14 protein-coding genes are annotated in these 22,244 nt (G+C 68.6%); 10 read left to right on the top strand and 4 right to left on the bottom strand.

The features are described from left to right. Nucleotides 1-176: 176 nt before the first annotated feature. Nucleotides 177-1,796, top strand: a complete 1,620-nt coding sequence (locus OG331_RS15250) for a M1 family metallopeptidase (RefSeq protein ID WP_406196290.1) — start codon at nt 177-179, stop codon at nt 1,794-1,796. A 188-nt stretch (nt 1,797-1,984) separates the two neighbouring features. Further along, the gene (hflX, locus tag OG331_RS15245) at nt 1,985-3,478 is read left to right on the top strand and encodes a GTPase HflX (RefSeq protein ID WP_406196287.1); all 1,494 of its coding nucleotides are present in this window, start codon (nt 1,985-1,987) and stop codon (nt 3,476-3,478) included. A gap of 120 nt (nt 3,479-3,598) precedes the next feature. On the opposite strand, the gene OG331_RS15240 is transcribed toward hflX, so the two are convergent. After that, nucleotides 3,599-4,807, bottom strand: a complete 1,209-nt coding sequence (locus tag OG331_RS15240; protein ID WP_406196284.1) for a trypsin-like serine peptidase — start codon at nt 4,805-4,807, stop codon at nt 3,599-3,601. A 249-nt stretch (nt 4,808-5,056) separates the two neighbouring features. Further along, nucleotides 5,057-6,277, bottom strand: coding sequence for a trypsin-like serine peptidase (locus tag OG331_RS15235; RefSeq protein ID WP_406196281.1), 1,221 nt, complete (start codon nt 6,275-6,277; stop codon nt 5,057-5,059). A 353-nt stretch (nt 6,278-6,630) separates the two neighbouring features. Between OG331_RS15235 and OG331_RS15230 the strand changes: the two genes are divergently transcribed. The 4 genes from OG331_RS15230 to OG331_RS15215 all read left to right on the top strand — a co-directional run bounded on the left by OG331_RS15230 (nt 6,631) and on the right by OG331_RS15215 (nt 14,265). Beyond that, a complete protein-coding gene (locus OG331_RS15230) occupies nt 6,631-8,394 on the top strand; it encodes a diaminobutyrate--2-oxoglutarate transaminase family protein (protein ID WP_406196278.1) in 1,764 nt (587 codons plus the stop codon). Nucleotides 8,395-8,821: 427 nt separating this feature from the next. Continuing rightward, a complete protein-coding gene (locus tag OG331_RS15225) occupies nt 8,822-10,756 on the top strand; it encodes an IucA/IucC family protein (protein WP_406196276.1) in 1,935 nt (644 codons plus the stop codon). 176 nt (nt 10,757-10,932) lie between these two features. Further along, nucleotides 10,933-11,757, top strand: coding sequence for a GNAT family N-acetyltransferase (locus OG331_RS15220; protein ID WP_406196274.1), 825 nt, complete (start codon nt 10,933-10,935; stop codon nt 11,755-11,757). 486 nt (nt 11,758-12,243) lie between these two features. Then, entirely contained in the window at nt 12,244-14,265 is a 2,022-nt protein-coding gene (locus tag OG331_RS15215; protein WP_406196272.1) for an ATP-dependent DNA helicase, read from the top strand. Between the two features lie 200 nt (nt 14,266-14,465). Here OG331_RS15215 and lexA read toward each other — a convergent pair whose 3' ends face one another. Continuing rightward, nucleotides 14,466-15,245 carry a transcriptional repressor LexA gene (gene lexA / locus OG331_RS15210; RefSeq protein WP_328878695.1) on the bottom strand — a complete coding sequence of 260 codons (780 nt, stop codon included), beginning with the start codon at nt 15,243-15,245 and terminating at the stop codon, nt 14,466-14,468. A gap of 563 nt (nt 15,246-15,808) precedes the next feature. Here lexA and nrdR point away from each other — a divergent pair. The 3 genes from nrdR (at nt 15,809) to OG331_RS15195 (ending at nt 20,753) form a co-directional block, all read left to right on the top strand. Beyond that, entirely contained in the window at nt 15,809-16,378 is a 570-nt protein-coding gene (nrdR, locus tag OG331_RS15205; protein WP_383248438.1) for a transcriptional regulator NrdR, read from the top strand. A 166-nt stretch (nt 16,379-16,544) separates the two neighbouring features. Beyond that, entirely contained in the window at nt 16,545-19,439 is a 2,895-nt protein-coding gene (locus OG331_RS15200) for a vitamin B12-dependent ribonucleotide reductase (protein WP_406196270.1), read from the top strand. A 195-nt stretch (nt 19,440-19,634) separates the two neighbouring features. Continuing rightward, entirely contained in the window at nt 19,635-20,753 is a 1,119-nt protein-coding gene (locus OG331_RS15195; RefSeq protein ID WP_406196267.1) for a hypothetical protein, read from the top strand. A gap of 173 nt (nt 20,754-20,926) precedes the next feature. On the opposite strand, the gene OG331_RS15190 is transcribed toward OG331_RS15195, so the two are convergent. Then, a complete protein-coding gene (locus OG331_RS15190) occupies nt 20,927-21,538 on the bottom strand; it encodes a TerD family protein (RefSeq protein WP_406196265.1) in 612 nt (203 codons plus the stop codon). A gap of 77 nt (nt 21,539-21,615) precedes the next feature. On the opposite strand from OG331_RS15190, the gene OG331_RS15185 reads away from it, so the two are divergent. Beyond that, nucleotides 21,616-22,221 (top strand): YdbC family protein, encoded by a 606-nt coding sequence (locus OG331_RS15185; protein ID WP_406196263.1) that lies wholly within the window; start codon nt 21,616-21,618, stop codon nt 22,219-22,221. The last annotated feature ends 23 nt before the right edge of the window (nt 22,222-22,244 follow it).

The following is a 22,244-nucleotide window of genomic DNA, read 5'->3' as shown; positions in this document are numbered from 1 at the left end:
CGATGTTGGCTTTCGCGCCGGGCCGTCCCCCGGGCAGCCGTTCACCGGCCGTTCGCTTGGCAATTCCCCAACGACTTGCAATTCCCCAAAGGTTTGCACCCGCTTGACATACCCGTTCGAGTGGGCCGGTCGCGCGTCGTCAACGCCGCGCACGCGCGCGCTGATAGCCGTGGTGCATGCTGCTCACTCCCCGCACCGAGGCTCAGCGACCAGTCCCTGGCGCTCCTCGCACCCGTCCCGGATCCCCGAGGCGACACAAGGCGCTCGCGCTGTTCGCCGCAACGGCCTCCTTCGGTCTCCTCGCCGCCAGCGCCCCCGTCACGCCGCTGGGCATCGGTGACCGCCTCTTCCCGAACCTGGGCAACCCCGGCTACGACGTGGCGTCGTACGACCTGTCCTTCCGCTACTCCGGCTCCAACGACAAGCCCCTCCAGGCCGTCACCACGATCGACGCCTGGACGACCAAGGACCTGGAGCGCGTCAACCTGGACTTCGCCCACGGCAAGGTCGAGTCCGTCGAGGTCGACGGGGAGCCGGCGACGTTCCGCAGCGCCGGTGAGGACCTCGTCGTCACGCCCGAGGAGCCGTTGTCCGACGGCAGCTGGACGCAGATCACGGTGCGCCACACCAGCGATCCCGTGTCCGCAAAGGGCCGGGACGGCGGGTGGGTGCAGACCTCGGACGGCCTCGCCATGGCCAACCAGGCCGACGCCGCCCACGTCGTGTTCCCGTGCAACGACCACCCGTCCGACAAGGCGATGTTCACCATCCGGGTCACCGCGCCCAAGGGCTACACCGCCGTCGCCAACGGCCTGCCGACCGGCGTGGACCGCGCGGGCGGCGCGACGACATGGACGTACCGCACCCGGCACCCCATGGCGACCGAGCTCGCCCAGGTGTCCATCGGCCGCTCCACGGTGGTGCACCGCACCGGCCCGCACGGGCTGGCCCTGCGGGACGTGGTGCCCACCAAGGACCGCAAGCAGCTCGAACCCTGGCTGAAGAAGACCCCCGGCCAGATCGCCTGGATGGAGAGCAAGATCGGGCGGTACCCCCTCGAGACGTACGGCCTGCTCATGGCCGACGCCGCCACCGGCTTCGAACTCGAGACCCAGACGCTCTCCCTCTTCGAGAGGGACCTGTTCACCGAGGCCGCCTACCCGAAGTGGTACATCGAGTCGATCATGGTGCACGAGCTGGCGCACCAGTGGTTCGGCGACAGCGTCAGCCCGCGCACCTGGTCCGACCTGTGGCTGAGCGAAGGGCACGCCACCTGGTACGAGGCCCTCTACGCAGCGGAGAAGGCGGACAGGCCGATGGAGGCGCGCATGAAGGCCGCATACGCCGCCTCCGACCGCTGGCGTACGGCCGGCGGACCGCCCGCGGCACCCAAGGCGGCAGGCGCCGGCAAGAAGAACGGCATCTTCCGGCCGAACGTCTATGACGGCGCGGCCCTGGTCCTGTACGCCCTCCGTCAGGAGATCGGCGCCTCGGACTTCGAGCAACTGGAGCGCGCCTGGGTGAAGCGCCACAAGGACCGCTCCGCCACCACAGGGGACTTCGTCGCGCTCGCGGAGGACATCTCCGGACGCCGGCTCGACGGCTTCATGCACGCCTGGCTGTACGGCAAGAAGACCCCGCCCATGCCCGGGCAGCCGGAGTGGGAGTCCGCGGACCCCGAGCAGGCGGCCTCCGGAAAGGCGGCCAAGAAGGTGACCTCCGGGAAGACGGCCAAGAAATCGGGCGCCGGGAAGGTGGCCAAGAAGGCTGGTCCCAAGAAGGCGGCCAACAAATAAGGCGGTGACGAGACGGGCCGTGCCGTGCGACCATTTTCCGGTCGGCACGGCACGGCCCGCGGGAATCTCCCGGGGCGCTCGTGCGTTGTGCACAGTGACGGAAAGTTTCGGGGCGCGACGGACCTCGGTCCGGGACGTCACCACCGCCACTGTTGCCGCACGCGGATTCCCATCGACGTAAGGACCCAATGACCTCCTCTTCTTCCTCTTCCCAGGACACGCAGCGCGCCGCGCACACTTATCCCGAAGGTCTTCGGGCCGATGCCCTGATGGAAGAGGACGTCGCCTGGAGCCACGAGATCGACGGAGAGCGGGACGGCGACCAGTTCGACCGCTCCGACCGCGCGGCTCTGCGCCGCGTGGCAGGCCTCTCCACCGAGCTCGAGGACGTCACCGAGGTCGAGTACCGCCAGCTCCGCCTGGAGCGCGTCGTGCTCGTCGGTGTCTGGACCTCGGGAACCGTGCAGGACGCGGACAACTCCCTCGCGGAGCTCGCCGCCCTCGCGGAGACCGCCGGCGCGCTGGTGCTCGACGGCGTGACCCAGCGCCGCGACAAGCCCGACGCGGCCACCTACATCGGCTCCGGCAAGGCCGAGGAGCTGCGGGACATCGTGCTGGAAACCGGCGCCGACACCGTCATCTGCGACGGTGAGCTCAGCCCGGGCCAGCTCATCCATCTCGAAGACGTCGTCAAGGTCAAGGTCATCGACCGTACGGCCCTGATCCTGGACATCTTCGCCCAGCACGCCAAGTCCCGAGAGGGCAAGGCGCAGGTCGCGCTCGCGCAGATGCAGTACATGCTGCCGAGGCTGCGAGGCTGGGGTCAGTCGCTGTCCCGGCAGATGGGCGGCGGCAAGGGCGGCGGGCTCGCGACCCGTGGTCCCGGTGAGACCAAGATCGAGACGGACCGGCGACGGATCCGCGAGAAGATGGCGAAGATGCGCCGTGAGATCGCGGAGATGAAGACCGGCCGCGAAATCCAGCGCCAGGTGCGCCGGCGCAACAAGGTGCCGTCGGTCGCCATCGCGGGCTACACCAACGCGGGCAAGTCCTCGCTGCTCAACCGCCTCACGGGCGCGGGCGTGCTGGTCGAGAACGCCCTCTTCGCGACCCTCGACCCGACCGTGCGCCGGGCCGAGACCCCGGGCGGAAGGCTCTACACGCTGGCCGACACCGTCGGCTTCGTACGACACCTGCCGCACCACCTGGTCGAGGCGTTCCGCTCCACGATGGAGGAGGTCGGCGCGTCCGACCTGATCCTGCACGTGGTGGACGGTTCGCACCCGAACCCGGAGGAGCAGCTGGCCGCCGTGCGCGAGGTGATCAGGGACGTCGGCGCCACCGGCGTACCGGAGATCGTCGTGATCAACAAGGCGGACGCGGCCGACCCGCTGACGCTGCAGCGGCTGCTGCGGATCGAGACGCGTTCCATCGCGGTCTCGGCCCGCACCGGCAAGGGCATCGACGAGCTGCTCGCGCTGATCGACAACGAGCTGCCCCGCCCGTCCGTCGAGATCGAGGCGCTCGTGCCGTACACGCACGGCAAGCTGGTCGCCCGCGCCCACACGGAGGGCGAGGTGATCTCCGAGGAGCACACCCCGGAGGGCACGCTGCTCAAGGTGCGGGTGCACGAGGAGCTTGCGGCGGATCTCGCGCCGTACGTTCCGGCGCCGACCGCCTGAGCCGTCGTACGTCGACCGCTGGAGCCGCCGTGGAACGGCGGCCGTGGTTGACCTGACAACGCCGAAGGCCCGCCCCCTGTCGCAGGGGAGCGGGCCTTCAGTACGTGTCCGTGCCTGCCGTCACCGACCGCCGTACGTCCTGCTCATGTGCTGGTACACCGCCTCGGCGCCCGCACCCAGCTGCGGGCCCGCGAGCCAGGTGTTGTCCTCGGGGCCGATCGAGGTGTTCGACACCAGCTTCGTCTCGCCGTTCACGACACGGAACCAGCCGCCGCCCGACGAACCGCCGGTCATGGTGCAGCCGATGCGGTACATCGTCGGCAGGGCCGGGCTGAGCGAGAACCGGCCGGGCTGGTCGAGGCACTTGAACATCTGCAGACCGTTGTACGGAGGCGCCGCCGGGTAGCCCCAGGCGCCCATCGTGCCCGCCTCGGTCGCCGCCGGGGCCGAGAAGTCCACGTCGAGTGCGGCGCCGACCGTCTCCTCGAGCGACTTGGATCCCTGCTCCGGCTTCACATGCAGCACGGAGTAGTCGTACGCGGCACCCGCACCGCCCGTCTCCGAGCCGCCCTGGATCCACTCGTTCGAGGTCGAGACCCAGTCGGCCCACCAGTTGCCGTACGGGGCGACCTCCGCAGGCGCGGCGTTGCCCAGCTGCGCCTCCGACTTGCCGAGGTCGTTGTAGGACGGGACGAAGACGATGTTGCGGTACCAGCCGCCGTTGCCGCCGGCGTGCACGCAGTGACCGGCCGTCCAGACCAGGTTGGATCTGCCGGGGTGGTTCACGTCCTTGACGACCGTGCCGGAGCAGACGGCCGGGCCGTCGGGGGAGTCGAAGAAGACCTTGCCGACGGGGGCCGCGTTGTCGTGGTACGGCGTCTTCTCGGCCGTGGCCTGGACGGGCGTCGGCTCCGGGTCGCTCACGCCCGGGTCGGCCGAGGCGTCCTGCGTCGTGACCGTCTTGTTGGCCTCCTTCGCGGACTGCATCCGCTCAGGCTTCCAGAGGCCCTCGATCACCGGGTTGACGAAGTCCTTGGCCTCGCGGAGCCACTTGTCCTTGTCCCAGTCCTTCCAGCCACCGCTGGTCCACTTGTCGACATCGATGCCGTGCTTCTCGAGCTTGTCCGCGATGTCGGCCGGGATCTGGATCTTGCCGTCGCCGAGGCCGGCTGCCTGGGACGCGGCAGCGTCGGCCTGGTCGCTCGCCGCGCCCTCCTCCGAACCGTCACAGGCGGTCGCAGTGAGCGCCAGGACAGCCACGAGGCCGGTGGCGGCGAGGACGGAACGCCGTCCTCTGCGTGGATCTGCGGACGTAGGTGTGGAATGCATGGTGCGGTAAACCCCCGTTGGAACGTGCTGTGCCGTGGTGCCGTAGTGCCTGATGGCAGGTGCGGGTCGCGTTGGCCCGTGCACTGCACGCTCTCGTGCGGGCCCTCGGACGCGACACACCACTATGCCCGGGGAGTTGAGGGCGTACGGAGGTGAGGCGGTGAAGGTTTCCTCCCACCGCCCCACTGCTCCGCCGCCCCACCGCCGTCGGTGCCTACGGTGCCGTCACTGCCCGACTTCCGGCCGACATCACTGACCGGTGAACTTGTCGCTCATCCTGTCGAAGATGCCCTTGGCCTCCTTGCCCAGCCGCGGACCCGCCAGCCAGCCCGAATCCACCGGGCCGATGGAGGTGTTGGAGACGAGCGCCGGCTTGCCGTCCGAGCCCGTCGCGATCCAGCCGCCACCGGACGAGCCGCCGGTCATGGTGCAGCCGATGCGGTACATCGTCGGGTCCGACGCCTTGAGCGACAGCCGGCCCGGCTTGTCCTGGCACTGGTACAGCTTCTCGCCGTCGAACGGCGCGGCGGCCGGATAGCCGATCGCCTTGATGCTGTCCACCTCGGGGACGGCCGGAGCGTTGAAGTCCACCGGCAGGGCCGAACCGACCGTCTCCTCCAGGGACTTGCCGTTGCTGCCCTCCTCCGGCTTCACATGCAGCACCGCGAAGTCGTACGAGGCGCCGTCGCCGCCCGTCGCACCGCCCTGCGCGATCCACTGGTCGGAGGTCTGTGCCCAGTCGGCCCACCAGACGCCGAACGGAGCGACCTGCTCCCGCGTTGCGCCCTTGCGCTCGGTGGCCGACATGTCGTCGTTGTTGTACGACGGCACGAACGCGATGTTGCGGTACCAGCCACCGGTCTTGCCCGCGTGCACACAGTGGCCGGCCGTCCACACCATGTTGGACTTGCCGGGGTTGGCCGGGTCCTTCACGACCGTCGCCGAGCAGACCATCGTGCCTTCGGGGGAGTCGAAGAACACCTTGCCCGCCTCAGGCGCGTTGGCGTGGTACGCGGGCGGCACGGCCTGAGCCTCCACGGGCTCCGGCGTCGGGTCGGTCACACCCTGGTCACCGGAAAGGTCACTTTCGTCGACGCCCCGGTCCGGGTCCTGGGCGTCCCGCATACGGTCCGGGTCCCACAAGCCCTCGATGATCGGGTTGATGTAGTCCTGCGCCTCGCGGAGCCAGTCGTCCCTGTCCCACTTCTTCCAGGCGCCGTCCTTCCACTTGTCGATGTCGATCCCGTGCTCTTTGAGCTTGTCCTTGATGTCGTCCGGGATCGTGATCTCGCCTTCGCCCCCGGCCGCAGCGGACGCGGTGGCACCGCCGCCTGCCTCGGTGTCGCCCGAGTCGCAGGCCGTGGCGGTGAGGGCCAGCGCAGCGGCGAGCGCGACCACGGGCAGCGGGGAGGTTATGCGGCGCGTGTTCCTCCCTCGGCGAGCGGTGAACGACGGCCGTATCGATCGCATGATCTGACTCCCCCTGGGGTGACGGTACTTGGTGCTGCCGCCGTGAACTTCCGCTGATCACTTGCTGTTCCGGCGTGGTGTCACGGCGCGTTGGGACGGCACCACACACTATGCGCTCGCTGTGGGGGACTTCCGACGGAACGGCAACGGTTCCGTCACGGCAAGGATCTTGAAGCAACCCGTAACCCGGTGAACGGTCCGCGGTTGGTAGCCGTGGGGACCTGCTGTCTGTAAGCGGTCCCCTTTGCTCGGTTCCCCGGAGTTTCGAGTGGACGCTCGCGGGGCTTCGTATGTCGGGTCGGGCGAGGATGCGACAGACCTGCTCGCCCTGGACAGCGGGAGGACAGGGAGCCATGGCCGTGACCGAATCTGTGCGCGGGGGTACGTCCGACTCGGCGGGGGCATCCGCCGTGCACGAGGGGATCCTGCGGCGACAGTCGGCGCGCGAGTCGTCGGCGCGCACCTACGCTCGCGCCCTGCCGATCGTGCCGGTGCGGGCGCGCGGGCTGACCATCGAGGGGGCGGACGGCCGCCGTTATCTGGACTGCCTCTCCGGCGCCGGGACGCTGGCGCTCGGACACAACCACCCCGTGGTGCTGGAAGCCATCCGCAAGGTCCTGGACTCGGGCGCACCACTGCACGTCCTCGACCTGGCTACGCCCGTCAAGGACGCCTTCATCACCGAGCTGTTCCGAACCCTGCCGCCCGGTCTCGCCGACCACGCACGCGTGCAGTTCTGCGGACCGGCCGGAACCGACGCGGTGGAGGCCGCCTTCAAGCTCGTCCGGGCCGCGACCGGACGGACGGGGATGCTGGCCTTCAGCGGCGCATACCACGGGATGACCGCCGGAGCGCTCGAAGCATCCGGAGGCGCCTGCGACGTACGCGTCGCGCGCCTGCCGTACCCCCAGGACTACCGCTGCCCCTTCGGCGTCGGCGGCGAACACGGTGCCGAACTCGCCGCCCGCTGGACCGAGTCCGTCCTCGACGACCCCAAGTCGGGCGTACCGCGCCCTGCCGGGATGATTCTCGAACCAGTGCAGGGCGAGGGCGGAGTCATCCCCGCCCCTGACGCGTGGCTGCGGCGCATGAGGCAGATCACCGCCGACCGTTCCATCCCGCTGATCGCCGACGAGGTCCAGACCGGCGTCGGGCGCACCGGTTCCTTCTGGGCCGTGGAGCACAGCGGTGTCACCCCCGACGTCATGGTCCTCTCCAAGGCCATCGGCGGCAGCCTGCCCTTGGCCGTCATCGTCTACCGCGACGAACTCGACGCCTGGCAACCCGGCGCTCACGCCGGTACGTTCCGCGGCAACCAACTCGCCATGGCCGCCGGAACAGCGACACTCGCCTACGTCCGCGAAAACCGTCTCGCCGAGCGCGCGGCTGAACTGGGCTCGCGGATGCTGCAGCAACTCCAGGGACTCGCAGCGGAGTTCGCGTGCATCGGGGACGTGCGGGGCAGGGGGCTCATGATCGGGGTCGAGGTCGTGGAACCACAGGGCGAACCCCCGGTGGACGAGGGGCGGTCGGCGATCCTGGCGGCACTTGAGGGGGCTGGTGTGGCCGCGGGTGAGCCAGGGGGCCTGGCTGCTCTCGACGGGCATGGGGGTGGTGTCGGCCAGGCCGAGGTGAGTGCTTCGGTCCAAGCGGGTGCGCGGAACGATCTCGGCTGGACTGGCGGTGGGGCAGGCGGTCTCGCGGGTCTCGACCCTGCCCGGAACGCGGGCGGTTTCCCGGAGGGCGTCGCCCTTGGCGGCGGACGAGCAGGGGCGGCGGCACTGCGGGACCAGAGCCGCCATCCCCGTCCCGCCGCCCCTGAACTCGCTGCCGCCATCCAACAGGAGTGCCTGCGCCGTGGCCTGATCGTCGAACTCGGCGGCCGCCACTCCAGCGTCGTACGGCTCCTTCCACCCCTGACCATCAGCGACGAGCAGGCGGCCGCGGTGCTGGATCGGTTGGCCGACGCGGTGGAGGCGGTATCCCGCGGTCCCATCGGGCTTGCCGGCCGCCACCGTGGTTACACCGGTCACGCCGGTCACACCGACCGTGATCGGACGCATCAGCCGCACTCGGGCCACCGGCAGCACGGTGACCGGGGCGACCGCGCCGGGTAGCGCGGCCGGGGTTATGGGCACGCCGGCTTCTTCCAGGGCCCATGCTCTCGCCTCAGTGACCCTCGAAGGACCCACTCCCGAGCGAGCCGTCACTTCCCGTCGGAACCTCGCCGCCATCTGACACACCCCCTCCAACCGCACCCGTTGGAAACGCAGACCTTCCACGCCGCGCCCAACCTCACTACAAGAACACGGCCGTCGCCGCACAGCCGGAACCACTTCAAGAGGACCAACCTTGACCACCACCCCCGCACCTGACGGCCACACGGATACCGGCAAGCGAGGCCCCTCCGCCTCACCGTTCTCCCAGCAAGTGCCGCCCCCGTCGCATGTGGGAGGTGCCCGGCAAGGAGGGGGCGGGGGCGCACCGCAGGAACGGGTGTCGGCACGGGCAGTTCGCGAGGGGCGGGCACCACTGTGTGCGCCGATGGAGGGAGGTGCCTCGGACGCCGAGTGGCTGCATGGCGACGGCACCCCTGACCTCCTTGAGCATCCCGACCCGCACATCGCAGCCCAGGCCGCCGCCGTGGAGAACCTGCTCCGCTGCTGGGTGCGTGAGACAAACCTCCTGGCACCCGACACGGGGACCCTCCGTATCCCCTTGCCTGCCACTGGCACAGCCCTGCTGGTCCCCGTCGGCTACTGGTCGCCCACGGGGTGGCACCGCTTCGGCCTCCCGTACCTGGCCGACGCACCGGCCCAGTGCCCGCCGACGGACGCGGTCACCCTCGCCGCACTGCTCACGAGGGAGACGCTCGGGGGGCCGAGTCCTGCGGCCGTGGCTTCGGACGCCGGCCCGTCAGGGCCTTTCGCCGTGCCCCCGTCGGCCCACCCCGCCTCCAAGTCCTCCGCCTCTCCACCGCCCACAGCCCTGACCGGCCCCGCGATCTCCGCCGCGACTGACCTCGGCGCCCGTGTCGCCGACTCTGTCCGGCGAACCGTCACCTTCATCAGTGAGCGTCGTGCAAACCCCGCCGACACCCCGGACCTGTTCCTCGCGGCCGAGCAGGCTCTCCTGCTCGGACACCCGCTCCACCCGACGCCGAAGAGCCGAGAGGGTCTCTCCGAAGCGGAAACGCACCGGTACTCACCCGAGTTGCGCGGCTCCTTCCCTTTGCACTGGCTTGCTGTCGCTCCCTCCCTGCTCGCCGCCGACTCGGCCTGGACCGAACGCGGCCGTGTTGTCCCCGCCGCCCAGCTCACGTGCCTACTCGCCGGCCCTGAGCTGTCATTGCCCGACGGCTACGCGGCTCTGCCCCTGCACCCTTGGCAGCTGCGCGAGGTCCGGCACCGCCCCGAGACCGCGGCGCTGCTCGATGCCGGACTGCTCCAGGACCTCGGCGTCGGCGGTGCCCGGTGGCATCCCACCTCCTCCGTACGAACCGTCTACAGACCCGGTGCCCCCGCCATGCTCAAGCTGTCGCTCGGCCTACGGATCACCAACTCCCGCCGTGAGAACCTCCGCAAGGAACTGCACCGCGGCGTCGAGGTCCACCGACTCCTGCGCAGTGGTCTCTCCACGCAATGGCAGGCTGAGCACCCAGGCTTTGACATCGTTCGCGACCCGGCATGGATCGCCGTCGACGGACCGGACGGCGTCCCGGTGGCCGGTCTCGACGTGATGATCCGGCACAACCCGTTCCGACCTTCCGACGACGTGTCCTGTGTAGCCGGACTCGTCTCACCCCGGTACGCAGGGCCCGGCACCGCGACAGGCCGACCCTCCTCGGACAGGAAGCCGCTGCGATCCCGATTGGCTGAGATCGTCACGCGTCTCGCCGGCCGAACAGGCCGCCCTAGTGGTGCCGTTGCCGCCGAGTGGTTCCTGCGCTACCTCGAACAGGCTGTCCGCCCCGTGCTGTGGCTGGACTCGGAGGCCGGAGTCGCACTGGAAGCACATCAGCAGAACACGCTGCTCGTGCTGGACGCTGACGGCTGGCCGTCGGGCGGCCGGTACCGCGACAACCAGGGTTACTACTTCCGTGAGTCCCGGCGCGCGGAACTCGATGCCCGGCTGTCCGGCATCGGCGAGAACAGCGACACCTTCGTCTCGGACGAAGTGACCAACGAGCGCTTCGCGTACTACCTCGCGATCAACAACGTGTTCGGCCTCATCGGAGCGTTCGGTTCCCAGCGTCTCGCCGACGAGCGGCTGTTGCTCGCCGCCTTCCGCCGCTTCCTTCGCGAAGTGGCCTCCGGCCCTGCCCGACTCACAACCTCACTACCTGCCCACCTGCTCGACTCACCGGTTCTGCGCTGCAAGGCCAATCTGCTGACCCGGCTGCACGGTCTCGACGAACTCGTCGGCCCGGTCGACACCCAGTCCGTCTATGTCTCCATCGCCAACCCCCTGCATTCCTGACCACTGACCTTGCCCCAGCCTCTCGCCGCACTGCATTTCCGAGTCCGACCTCACCTCCGATCACGGTCCCCCTGCCTCGCTCGGCTTCTCTACCCCCGACATCGCCTCCGGCTGTCACCAACACCTTTCATCCCTGAGGAACGTGCCCCACCCCACCTCCTGAGAGGAGCGTCGCCGTGCCTCCCACCGACGCGAGTGCCGACGCCGGTACTGCCCCCATCACTGACATCGGCACCGCCATGAGCCTGGGTGCCCGCAACGGCCGTATCGCTGAGGCGAGCTTGAGCGCAGACAGTGAGGACACGCTGGACATGCGCCTGCCCGACGAGCTCGTCGCTCTCTTCGTGGACGACCCCGGTGCCGTGGGGGAGCGGATGCCGAGCGCAGGCGCGGTCCCCCTCGCCTCTGATCCAGATCTCCCGAGCGCCGACGATCTGCTGGACCACGTTGCCGAATGGGGGCCGATCAGCACACCCGCAGGAGTGCTTCACCTTGTCCCCGTGCGGATCGAGCGCGACCTCCCGATCATTGATCGGTGGATGAACGACCCCGCCATTGCCGCGTTCTGGGGGCTGGCCGGGTCTCAGAACGCGACCGAGGAGCACCTGCGGTCCCATCTCTCCGGTGACGGCCGCAGCGTTCCGTGTCTAGGCCTGCTCGATGGCACGCCGATGAGCTATTGGGAGCTCTACCGAGCCGACCTCGACCCGCTCGCCCTGCACTATCCGGCTCGACCCCACGACACCGGACTCCATCTCCTCATCGGTGCCGTCGGCGACCGCGGGCGAGGGCTGGGCGGCACCCTCCTCCGAGCCGTCGCCGACCTGGTCCTCGACATGCGGCCCGCCTGCGCTCGCATCGTCGCCGAACCCGACATTCGCAACACCCCTTCCATCGCCGCGTTCCTGAGCGCCGGGTTTCGGTTCTCAGCCGAGATCGATCTGCCCGTCAAGCGGGCTGCCCTCATGGTGAGAGACCGGAGCCTGCGCCATCTGCTGTGACGCCGTGTCGCAGCGTCATCACAATTGGTACACCGGCCGAGTCGATCTGGTTCCCACTCGGCTCTGACTCGCAGCCGAACCGCCAGCCCCTCGAAAACTCGGGTCCGTTTCGCGGAGCGATGGGCTGCGGCATTCCTGGCCAGCGACTCTGCTTCCGACCCGGTCGCGGTCGAACGAGCCTGCCCTGAGCCGATCCGGGGCCGAAAGGCCCCGCCGTGTCAGGTCGGCCTGAGCGCAATCGAAGCGTCCTGACCGCAATCGAATCGCTCCGGTCGCAAACGAGTCGCGCGGGTCGCAACCGAACCATTCTGACCACGGCCGAACCGACCACACCCCGATACGCACAGCACCTGACCGCAATCGAACCAATCCCACACCAACCCGAACCGATCCGATCCCCACCTAAGAACCCCCGGTCTTGATCCCGCCCCCGGCCCCCAGCGTGATCGCCCGTTTGTCAGTGCCTGGCCGTAGGGTGGTCACGCTATGACGAAGCCCCCACTCCCCGAACTCCTGCATGCTGCCGTCACTGCCGTCGGCGGTACGGAGCGCCCCGGCCAGGTGACCATGGCCGAATCCGTCGCGGAGGCGATCGACGGCGGTTCCCATCTGCTGGTCCAGGCCGGCACCGGTACCGGAAAGTCGCTCGGCTATCTCGTGCCCGCGCTCGCGCAGGGGGAGCGCGTCGTCGTGGCGACGGCCACCCTGGCCCTGCAACGCCAGCTCGTGGAGCGGGACCTGCCGCGCACCGTCGACGCACTGCACCCGCTGCTGCGCCGTCGCCCCGAGTTCGCGATGCTCAAGGGCAGGTCGAACTACCTCTGCCTGCACCGCTTGCACGAGGGCGTTCCGCAGGAGGAGGACGAAGGCCTCTTCGACCAGTTCGAGGCGGCCGCGCCCACCAGCAAGCTGGGACAGGACCTGCTGCGGTTGCGCGACTGGGCGGACGAGACGGAGACGGGTGATCGCGACGATCTGACGCCCGGTGTGTCCGACCGGGCCTGGGGCCAGGTGTCTGTGTCGTCGCGGGAGTGTCTGGGCGCATCGAAGTGCGCGTACGGCGCCGAGTGCTTCGCCGAGATGGCCCGTGAGCGGGCCAAGCTCTCGGAGGTCGTGGTCACCAACCACGCGCTGCTCGCGATCGACGCCATCGAGGGCGCCCCCGTCCTCCCGCAGCACGAGGTCCTGATCGTCGACGAGGCACACGAGCTGGTCTCCCGGGTCACTGGAGTCGCCACCGGCGAGCTCACGCCAGGCCAGGTCAACCGCGCGGTGCGCCGCGCCGCAAAGCTCGCCAACGAGAAGGCCGCCGACCAGCTCCAGACTGCTGCCGAGGGCTTCGAGCGGCTGATGGAGCTCGCCCTGCCGGGCCGCCTGGAGGAGATCCCGGAGGACCTCGCCTACGCCCTCATGGCGTTGCGGGACGCCTGCCGTACCGTCATCTCCGCGATCGGCGCGACCCGCGACAAATCCGTGCAGGACGAGGACGCGGTCCGCAAGCAGGCGCTGGCCTCGGTCGAATCCGTGCACGACGTCGCGGAGCGGATCACGAACGGCTCCGAATGGGACGTCGTCTGGTACGAGCGCCACGATCGTTTCGGTGCGTCCCTGCGTGTGGCCCCGATGTCCGTGTCGGGCCTGCTGCGGGAGAAGCTCTTCGCGGACCGTTCCGTCGTCCTGACCTCAGCGACTCTGAAGCTGGGCGGCGACTTCAACGGCGTCGGCGCCTCACTGGGCCTCGCTCCCGAGGGCACGGAGGGAGATGAGCTTCCGCAGTGGAAGGGGGTGGATGTCGGCTCGCCCTTCGAGTACCGCAAGCAGGGCATTCTGTATGTCGCCAAGCACCTGTCGCGCCCCGCTCGGGACGGCGACCGCGTGGACATGCTCGACGAGCTGACGGAACTGATCCAGGCGGCCGGCGGTCGCACGCTGGGCCTGTTCTCCTCGATGCGTGCCGCCCAGCTGGCCGCCGAGGAGCTTCGCTCCCGCATCCCCGAGATCCCGATCCTCCTGCAGGGCGAGGAGACGCTCGGTGAGCTGATCAAGAACTTCGCGGCCGACCCGCAGACCTGCCTCTTCGGCACGCTGTCCCTCTGGCAGGGCGTCGATGTCCCCGGCCCCAGTTGTCAGCTGGTCGTCATGGACAAGATCCCGTTCCCGCGCCCGGACGACCCGCTGATGAGCGCGCGCCAGAAGGCGGTGGAGGACGCCGGCGGCAATGGCTTCATGGCGGTCGCCGCCACTCACGCGGCGCTGCTGATGGCCCAGGGCGCCGGCCGTCTCGTACGGGCATCGGGGGACCGAGGCGTGGTCGCGGTACTGGACCAGCGGCTGGCCACGGCCCGGTACGGGAGCTACCTGAAGGCGTCACTGCCCGACTTCTGGTACACCACGGACCGTAACCAGGTTCGAAAGTCGCTGGCCGCGATCGATGCCGTGGCGAAGAAGGCAGAGGCAGAAAACAGCCGCAGTGATGGCGAAACAGCCCGGGGTGATGATCGGGGGTAGCCTGTCGCGGCGCGCGACAGGCTACCCCCGATCAAGAGCCCGCTGACGGCGGGGTTCCCACACCGCAGAGGATGAGGCAGCGGCAGTGGGTCTGAAGCGGTGCGCAGGGCGTCACGGGACAGCACAGGGCCCCGGAACCGGCGCAGGGGTCCCGGGGCCCGGTCAGGGGGCGCCGCCTTCGGCTTCGCCCGCCGCAGCCGTCACACGCGCCGCAGCACTGCCACCACCTTGCCCAGGATGGTCGCGTCGTCGCCGGGAATCGGCTCGTACGCAGCGTTGTGCGGGAGGAGCCAGACGTGGCCGTCCTCGCGCTTGAAGCGCTTGACGGTGGCCTCGCCGTCGAGCATGGCCGCGACGATGTCGCCGTTCTCCGCAACCGGCTGGCGCCTGACGGTGACCCAGTCGCCGTCGCAGATGGCGGCCTCGATCATCGAGTCACCGACGACCTTCAGGACGAAGAGCTCGCCGTCGCCGACCAGCTGTCGGGGGAGAGGGAAGACGTCCTCGACCGACTCCTCAGCGAGGATCGGTCCACCGGCGGCGATGCGGCCGACCAGCGGCACGTACGACGCGGCGGGCTTGCCTGTGGTGTCCGTGGGCTGCACGGAGGCGGCCTGGTCGGAGCCTCGCACTTCATACGCGCGCGGGCGGTGCGGGTCGCGGCGCAGGAATCCCTTGCGCTCCAGTGCCATCAGCTGGTGGGCGACCGAGGACGTGCTGGACAGGCCGACCGCCTGGCCGATCTCCCGCATCGACGGCGGGTAGCCACGCCGCTGCACGGAATCCCTGATGACTTCGATCACGCGGCGCTGCCGGTCGGTGAGCCCTGAACTGTCCGCCCGGATGCCGGGGGGTCGGCCCGGCAGGGAGCGCTTGTGTCCCTCGGGACTCATGGCTTCGTTCATCGCATGCACCGGCTCGAGTCGGCCCTGGGAGCGGTCCTGGGCAGTGATGGTGGCACTGTCTGCGGTGGTGGTCACGTCGGCCCCTCTCGATGGTCTCCCTGCTGCACAACGGTAGTTGCTTTCGAAAGGTTGCGCCAAACACACGTTCGAGTGAAAAATCGCGAATCACCTGACGTGATCGTGTGCCTGGGTGTATGGCTGACGTTCTGCCCGACGGGCAAAAGGGGCCATTGTTGTATCCTTCACCGCCGGGGTGACGACCTCGTAGGTTGTTGCCCCAGTCTGCCATCCGGGATCGGATCAACCTGGGACCGACCCTCATCTGTGCGGGAGTCCCACGTCCCCTCCGTGTGGCGCTCACGGTATCTCCGTATGTGTCGTGGGGATACGGCCGTGCGCCAAGTGCGCGGCGCGCCGGTCCGTCTCTGCGGGACCTGGCAATGTCTGAGCGACACGCGCGTGTGGCGTCGATGTATGAGCCAATCCCCACATCTAGTGGTTGGATTGCAGCAGCAGCCCAGAAGTTGTGGTCCCCCCGGTCTTCGACCGCTCGGAGATCGCCTATGCTTGGGGCTGCTTCGCGGGGCCCATGAGGTCCAGCGAGGCTATTGAGTCTGCTGTGAGGAGGGTTGGGAGTTATGCACTGCCCCTTCTGCAGGCACCCCGACAGTCGCGTCGTCGACAGCCGTACGACCGACGACGGCACGTCGATCCGCAGGCGCCGCCAGTGTCCTGACTGCTCCCGTCGTTTCACGACCGTGGAGACCTGCTCGCTGATGGTGATCAAGCGGTCCGGAGTCACCGAGCCATTCAGCCGTACCAAGGTCATCAACGGCGTGCGCAAGGCATGCCAGGGACGGCCTGTCACCGAGGACGCACTCGCCCAGCTCGGCCAACGGGTCGAGGAGGCGGTGCGGGCCACCGGAAGCGCCGAGCTGACCACCCACGACGTGGGGCTGGCCATACTCGGCCCGTTGCAGGAGCTCGACCTCGTCGCCTATCTGCGATTCGCCTCCGTCTACCGGGCGTTCGACTCGCTCGAGGACTTCGAGGCCGCGATCGCGGAACTCAGGCTGGCGACGGGACGCACCGCCGCGGACGACGACGACCGCGAGGACGACGCACGCGCAGTCACGGGGGGCCAGGAGGACGACCGCGGGTCCGGAGGGACTGCACAAGTCCCCGTGCCCGCCAACGCCGCGGACTGAGGGCGAGCCGGACCCGGTCCTCGGACCTCCGGATCCGGCCGCGAGGCGGCGACAGAAGACCTGCTGCGGGTGGCAATCCGACGGTGCCCGCAGCACCAGACAGAACACCGTGCCACGGGGAACATCGGGGCACTTCAGGGCGTTTTAGCCCGTACAGGGAGGCGGCATGACAGAGACGGCGAGCGGTCCGGCACGGAGTACCCGCGCCAAGGGCACCAAGGCGACCAAGGGACTGCGTATCGAGCGCATCCACACCACCCCCGGCGTGCACCCGTACGACGAGGTGGCCTGGGAGCGCCGTGACGTCGTCATGACCAACTGGCGCGACGGCTCGGTCAACTTCGAGCAGCGCGGCGTGGAGTTCCCCGACTTCTGGTCGGTGAACGCGGTCAACATCGTCACCAGCAAGTACTTCCGGGGTGCCGTCGGCACCCCGCAGCGTGAGGTCAGCCTCAAGCAGCTGATCGACCGCATCGTGAAGACGTATCGGAAGGCCGGCGAGGACTACAAGTACTTCGCCTCGCCCGCCGACGCCGAGATCTTCGAGCACGAGCTGGCGTACGCCCTCCTGCACCAGATCTTCAGCTTCAACAGCCCCGTCTGGTTCAACGTGGGCACCCCGCAGCCCCAGCAGGTCTCCGCCTGCTTCATCCTGTCCGTCGACGACTCCATGGAGTCGATCCTCGACTGGTACAAGGAAGAGGGCATGATCTTCAAGGGCGGCTCCGGCGCCGGCCTGAACCTCTCCCGCATCCGCTCCTCCAAGGAGCTGCTCTCCTCCGGCGGCAACGCCTCCGGTCCGGTCTCCTTCATGCGCGGCGCCGACGCCTCCGCAGGAACGATCAAGTCGGGCGGCGCCACCCGCCGCGCCGCCAAGATGGTCATCCTCGACGTCGACCACCCCGACATCGAGGACTTCATCCAGACCAAGGTCAAGGAAGAAGAGAAGATCCGCGCGCTCCGTGACGCGGGCTTCGACATGGACCTGGGCGGCGACGACATCACGTCGGTCCAGTACCAGAACGCCAACAACTCGGTCCGTGTGAACGACACGTTCATGAAGGCCGTAGAGACGGGCGGCAAGTTCGGCCTCACCTCCCGCATGACCGGTGAGGTCATCGAAGAGGTCGACGCCAAGGCCCTGTTCCGCAAGATGGCCGAGGCCGCCTGGGCCTGCGCCGACCCCGGCATCCAGTACGACGACACCATCAACCACTGGCACACGTGCCCGGAGTCCGGCCGTATCAACGGTTCGAACCCCTGCAGCGAGTACATGCACCTGGACAACACGTCCTGCAACCTCGCCTCGCTGAACCTGATGAAGTTCCTGAAGGACGACGGCAAGGGCAACCAGTCCTTCGAGGTCGAGCGCTTCGCGAAGGTCGTCGAGCTGGTCATCACCGCGATGGACATCTCCATCTGCTTCGCGGACTTCCCGACGCAGAAGATTGGTGAGAACACGCGCGCGTTCCGCCAGCTCGGCATCGGCTACGCCAACCTCGGCGCCCTGCTGATGGCGACCGGCCACGCGTACGACTCGGACGGCGGCCGTGCGCTCGCCGGTGCCATCACCTCGCTGATGACCGGCACGTCGTACAAGCGCTCCGCCGAACTCGCCGCGGTCGTCGGCCCGTACGACGGCTACGCCCGCAACGCCCAGCCGCACCTGCGCGTCATGAAGCAGCACGCCGACGCCAACACCGCGGCCGTCCGCACTGACGACCTGGACACGCCGGTCTGGGCCGCGGCCACGGAAGCCTGGCAGGACGTGCAGCGCCTTGGTGAGAAGAACGGATTCCGTAACTCCCAGGCATCCGTCATCGCCCCGACCGGCACCATCGGTCTGGCGATGTCCTGCGACACCACCGGTCTTGAGCCCGACCTCGCCCTGGTCAAGTTCAAGAAGCTGGTCGGCGGCGGCTCGATGCAGATCGTCAACGGCACCGTCCCGCAGGCCCTGCGCCGCCTGGGCTACCAGGAGGAGCAGATCGAGGCGATCGTCGCCCACATCGCCGACCACGGCAATGTCGTCGACGCCCCGGGCCTCAAGCACGAGCACTACGAGGTGTTCGACTGCGCCATGGGCGAGCGCTCCATCTCCGCGATGGGCCACGTCCGCATGATGGCTGCGATCCAGCCGTGGATCTCCGGCGCCCTGTCCAAGACGGTCAACATGCCGGAGTCGGCGACCGTCGAGGAGGTCGAGGAGATCTACTTCGAGGCCTGGAAGTTGGGCGTCAAGGCGCTCGCCATCTACCGCGACAACTGCAAGGTCGGCCAGCCGCTCTCCGCCAAGACCAAGGAGAAGGAAAAGACCGAGATCACGGAGAAGGCCGAGGCCACCATCCGTGAGACGGTCGAGAAGGTCGTCGAGTACCGCCCGGTCCGCAAGCGCCTCCCGAAGGGCCGTCCCGGCATCACGACGTCCTTCACCGTCGGTGGTGCCGAGGGCTACATGACCGCCAACTCCTACCCGGACGACGGTCTCGGTGAGGTCTTCCTGAAGATGTCCAAGCAGGGTTCGACTCTCGCGGGCATGATGGACGCCTTCTCTATCGCCGTCTCGGTGGGTCTGCAGTACGGCGTGCCGCTGGAGACGTACGTCTCGAAGTTCACGAACATGCGGTTCGAGCCGGCCGGCATGACGGACGACCCGGACGTGCGGATGGCGCAGTCGATCGTCGACTACATCTTCCGCCGCCTGGCGCTCGACTTCCTGCCGTTCGAGACGCGCTCCGCGCTCGGCATCCACTCCGCCGAGGAGCGTCAGCGTCACCTGGAGACCGGTTCGTACGAGGCCGGCGATGACGAGGTGGACGTCGAGGGCCTGGCCCAGTCGGCGCCGCGTGCACAGGAGCTGAAGGCCGTCGCCACGCCGAAGGCCGAGGTCGAAGCGGCCAAGCCCGCTCCGCAGCAGGCGCACACCAGCGCCGAGTTGGTGGAGATGCAGCTGGGCATCCAGGCCGACGCCCCGCTTTGCTTCTCCTGCGGCACCAAGATGCAGCGGGCCGGCTCGTGCTACATCTGCGAGGGCTGCGGCTCGACCAGCGGCTGCAGCTGACGCCGAGCGCCTTTAGGGCGTGAAGTAGCTGGTCAGGGCGGTGGAGCCGGTCTCGCGGCTCCACCGCCCTGACGCGCGTGACGCCTGGCTGTTGCGTTTGATGCAACGCGCCGCTGCGTCGAGGGCTTGTCGCGGCGACGGCTGTCGTGGCAGGCTCCTGGTCATGATCAAGAGAATCGAGTCCTCCGCCCGCCGATGAGTGAGACGACCGGCACGGGACTGTCCGGATCGCCGACATCGCTGTTCGATCACGCACTTCAGCTGCATCAGTTGGCTCCAGGGGAGCCGCTTCCGCGCGACGGGGAACCGTATCCCGACGACGAGTTGCACCGTTGTCGACGAGGCCCGGAGGCGCCTGAGGACCGGCACTCGGTCGGCAAGGACGTTGCCCTCATCCTGGACAGGCACTTCGCGAGGGCCTCTGCTCTGCCCAGCGAACTGGCGAATGCCTTCCACAACGTCTACGTCCCGATTCACCACAACGAGCACATCGCCGCCGCTGCTGAGCGGGCGGCCAGAGAAAGCGTTCGCCGAACGGCCCGCTGGTTGGTCCGATACGGGACCGATCGATGCGCGGTCACTGTCGGGCTCGCCCTGCTGGCTGCCGTGGGAACAGTCGACGACATCCCGCTGATTCAAACGATCGGGCTGCTCTCCGACCGCTTCGGGCCACTGGCGGCGCACGCATTCGAGCGGCAGACGGAGGGAGTCGAGGCCCTGCTCTGGCTGGCCGAGCGCGTTACCGGCTGGGGACGCGTCTATGTCGTTGAAGCTCTCTGCAGACTCGACGACCCGGCTGCCCGACCTTGGCTGCTTCGCAGAGCCTGCGACGGTGACTTCCTGAATGGATACTTCGCCGGCAAGGTCGCTACAGTCACCCAACTCCACGAGGCGCTTGCCGACTTCGATCCCGACAGCGAGCTGGTCGACCATGTCGGTCGACTGCTTCATCAGATGAGCGACTGCGGAGGGATGGGACTCACTCTCGCTCACTACCCCCATGCGGCAGTGGTTCTGGAAGCCCACGCCCGCCACGTGGGTTTGCTCGCCCCGACCATCGAGCGCTACTTCACGATCGCGGTGCTCACCCAGCACCTCACTACAGAGCCGTCCGAGGCCGCGGGATGTACCGCGGCTCAGCAGCAAGCCCTCCGGGCGGCCTACCTCGAGCTGCTCGACCGAGAAGAGTGGACTCAGGCCGCACGCGCCGGACTCGCAGAGGACGACAACCGGATGCGATGGCTCGCCGATCATCGGGCGCCCCAGTTGAGGCTGCGTGCGTTCCCCGACCGCGAGCCAGATTCGGAGGAATAGTGCACGCCGAGAATGAGTGGTCTCCGCCAGTAGGCCGATCAGAGGTGTGGCCCCGATGAGTCGGGCAGCCTCCGAGGTGCCTTGACGAGAGTCCCATGAGAGGGGCGCCGACCATGTGTCGGCGCCCCTCTTCCCTTGGGACTCTCTTCGCCGGATGCACCGACGAGCGACGCTCAGGGCCGGCGGGCCTTGCCCATCGCCTCCGTGAACGTCGCCGGGTCGTCCTCGAAACCGTGGATGCCGGAGCGGAACTCCCACGCGCTCGATCCCTCGCGTACGAACTCCGCGACCGTGGCGGCCGTCGACCCGAGGACGCCGCCGAAGTCGTCCTCGGCCATGACGGTGTAGCCCTCACGGATGCGCAGGGCCGGATTGATGACGCTGACGAAGGTGCGCTGCGCGGGGCGCTGCTGGATCGCGACACCGACCATCACGCGCGCGTACCGGCCGTCGAGCCTGTCCAGCTCCACGGTCAGGACCTCGTCCCAGCCGAAGCCCTTGCCGTCCTGGCTGTCCCGATTGAGATAGATGGTGCCGTCGGGAGAGCGGCTGTCGAAGTGCACCACATAGGCGGGATCGCCGTACGGATCGCTCGCCAGATAGGTCGCGGCGACGAGATCCAGGTCGGTGGGCGGATCACCCGCCGGACTCGGATCCCACTTGAGCGAGATCTCGACTTTCCGGATCCCCTTGTTGATGGCGTTCACCGGGCTTCCCCTTCCCCGTTGCGCTTGTGGCTCAGCCTGAACTGCCCAGCAGGCAAGGCCGGTTGTCCATCCTGCCACGCGCGCGGCAACGTACGCCGAAGAGCTCTCTTGTCGAGCGTGACCGGCGCCACGCTCCGTGGCCTTACCATGGCGCGGTGCTGGTCAAGTGGATTCGCTGCACCGTGGTGGACCGCCGCGGCTTCGAGCGGGGGCAGCGAAAGTGGGCGGGGCTTCCGGGGGAGCCGGGATTTCGGGGACAGGGTGGGGGTTGGAGCCGGGGACGGCAGGGGGTCGCGCATGTCTTCTCGTTCTGGGAGAGCCGTTCCTTCTACGACTCCTTCATGGCGCGCTCCCACGACAGACTGGCCGCGTCCCAGTCGGGCACCTACAAGGACATGCAGGTCAAACTCTTCGACTACCGCTTCGACGTGAAGACCGGCTTCGAGCCGCGCTTCACCGACGCGGACCTGGTCCGAGTGGCTCACTGTCGTGTCCACGAAGACCGAGCCGAGCACTTCACGCTCATGCAGGAGAAGGTCTGGAACCCGGCGATGGCCGGCTCCCCGGGCATGATCCGTGGGCTTTTCGGTGAGGCGCCGGGCCATGAGTTCCTGGTGCTGTCGATGTGGCGGTCGGCCGCGGAGCACGGCAAGTACCGCACGGAACGTGTGGAGCGACTGGCGCTGCGTGCCCAGACGGAGGCCGACGTCGCGGCCCTCACGGGCGACATCGTCCAGCTCGAATCGACCTGGACGGTTTGAATTCCGGACCCGCTATTGGTGCC

It is taken from the genome of Streptomyces sp. NBC_01017, from assembly GCF_045162795.1.
GTDB lineage: Bacteria > Actinomycetota > Actinomycetes > Streptomycetales > Streptomycetaceae > Streptomyces > Streptomyces machairae.
The sequence above is the reverse complement of the archived record's forward strand: the minus strand, read 5'-3'. Positions and strand labels throughout refer to the sequence as shown.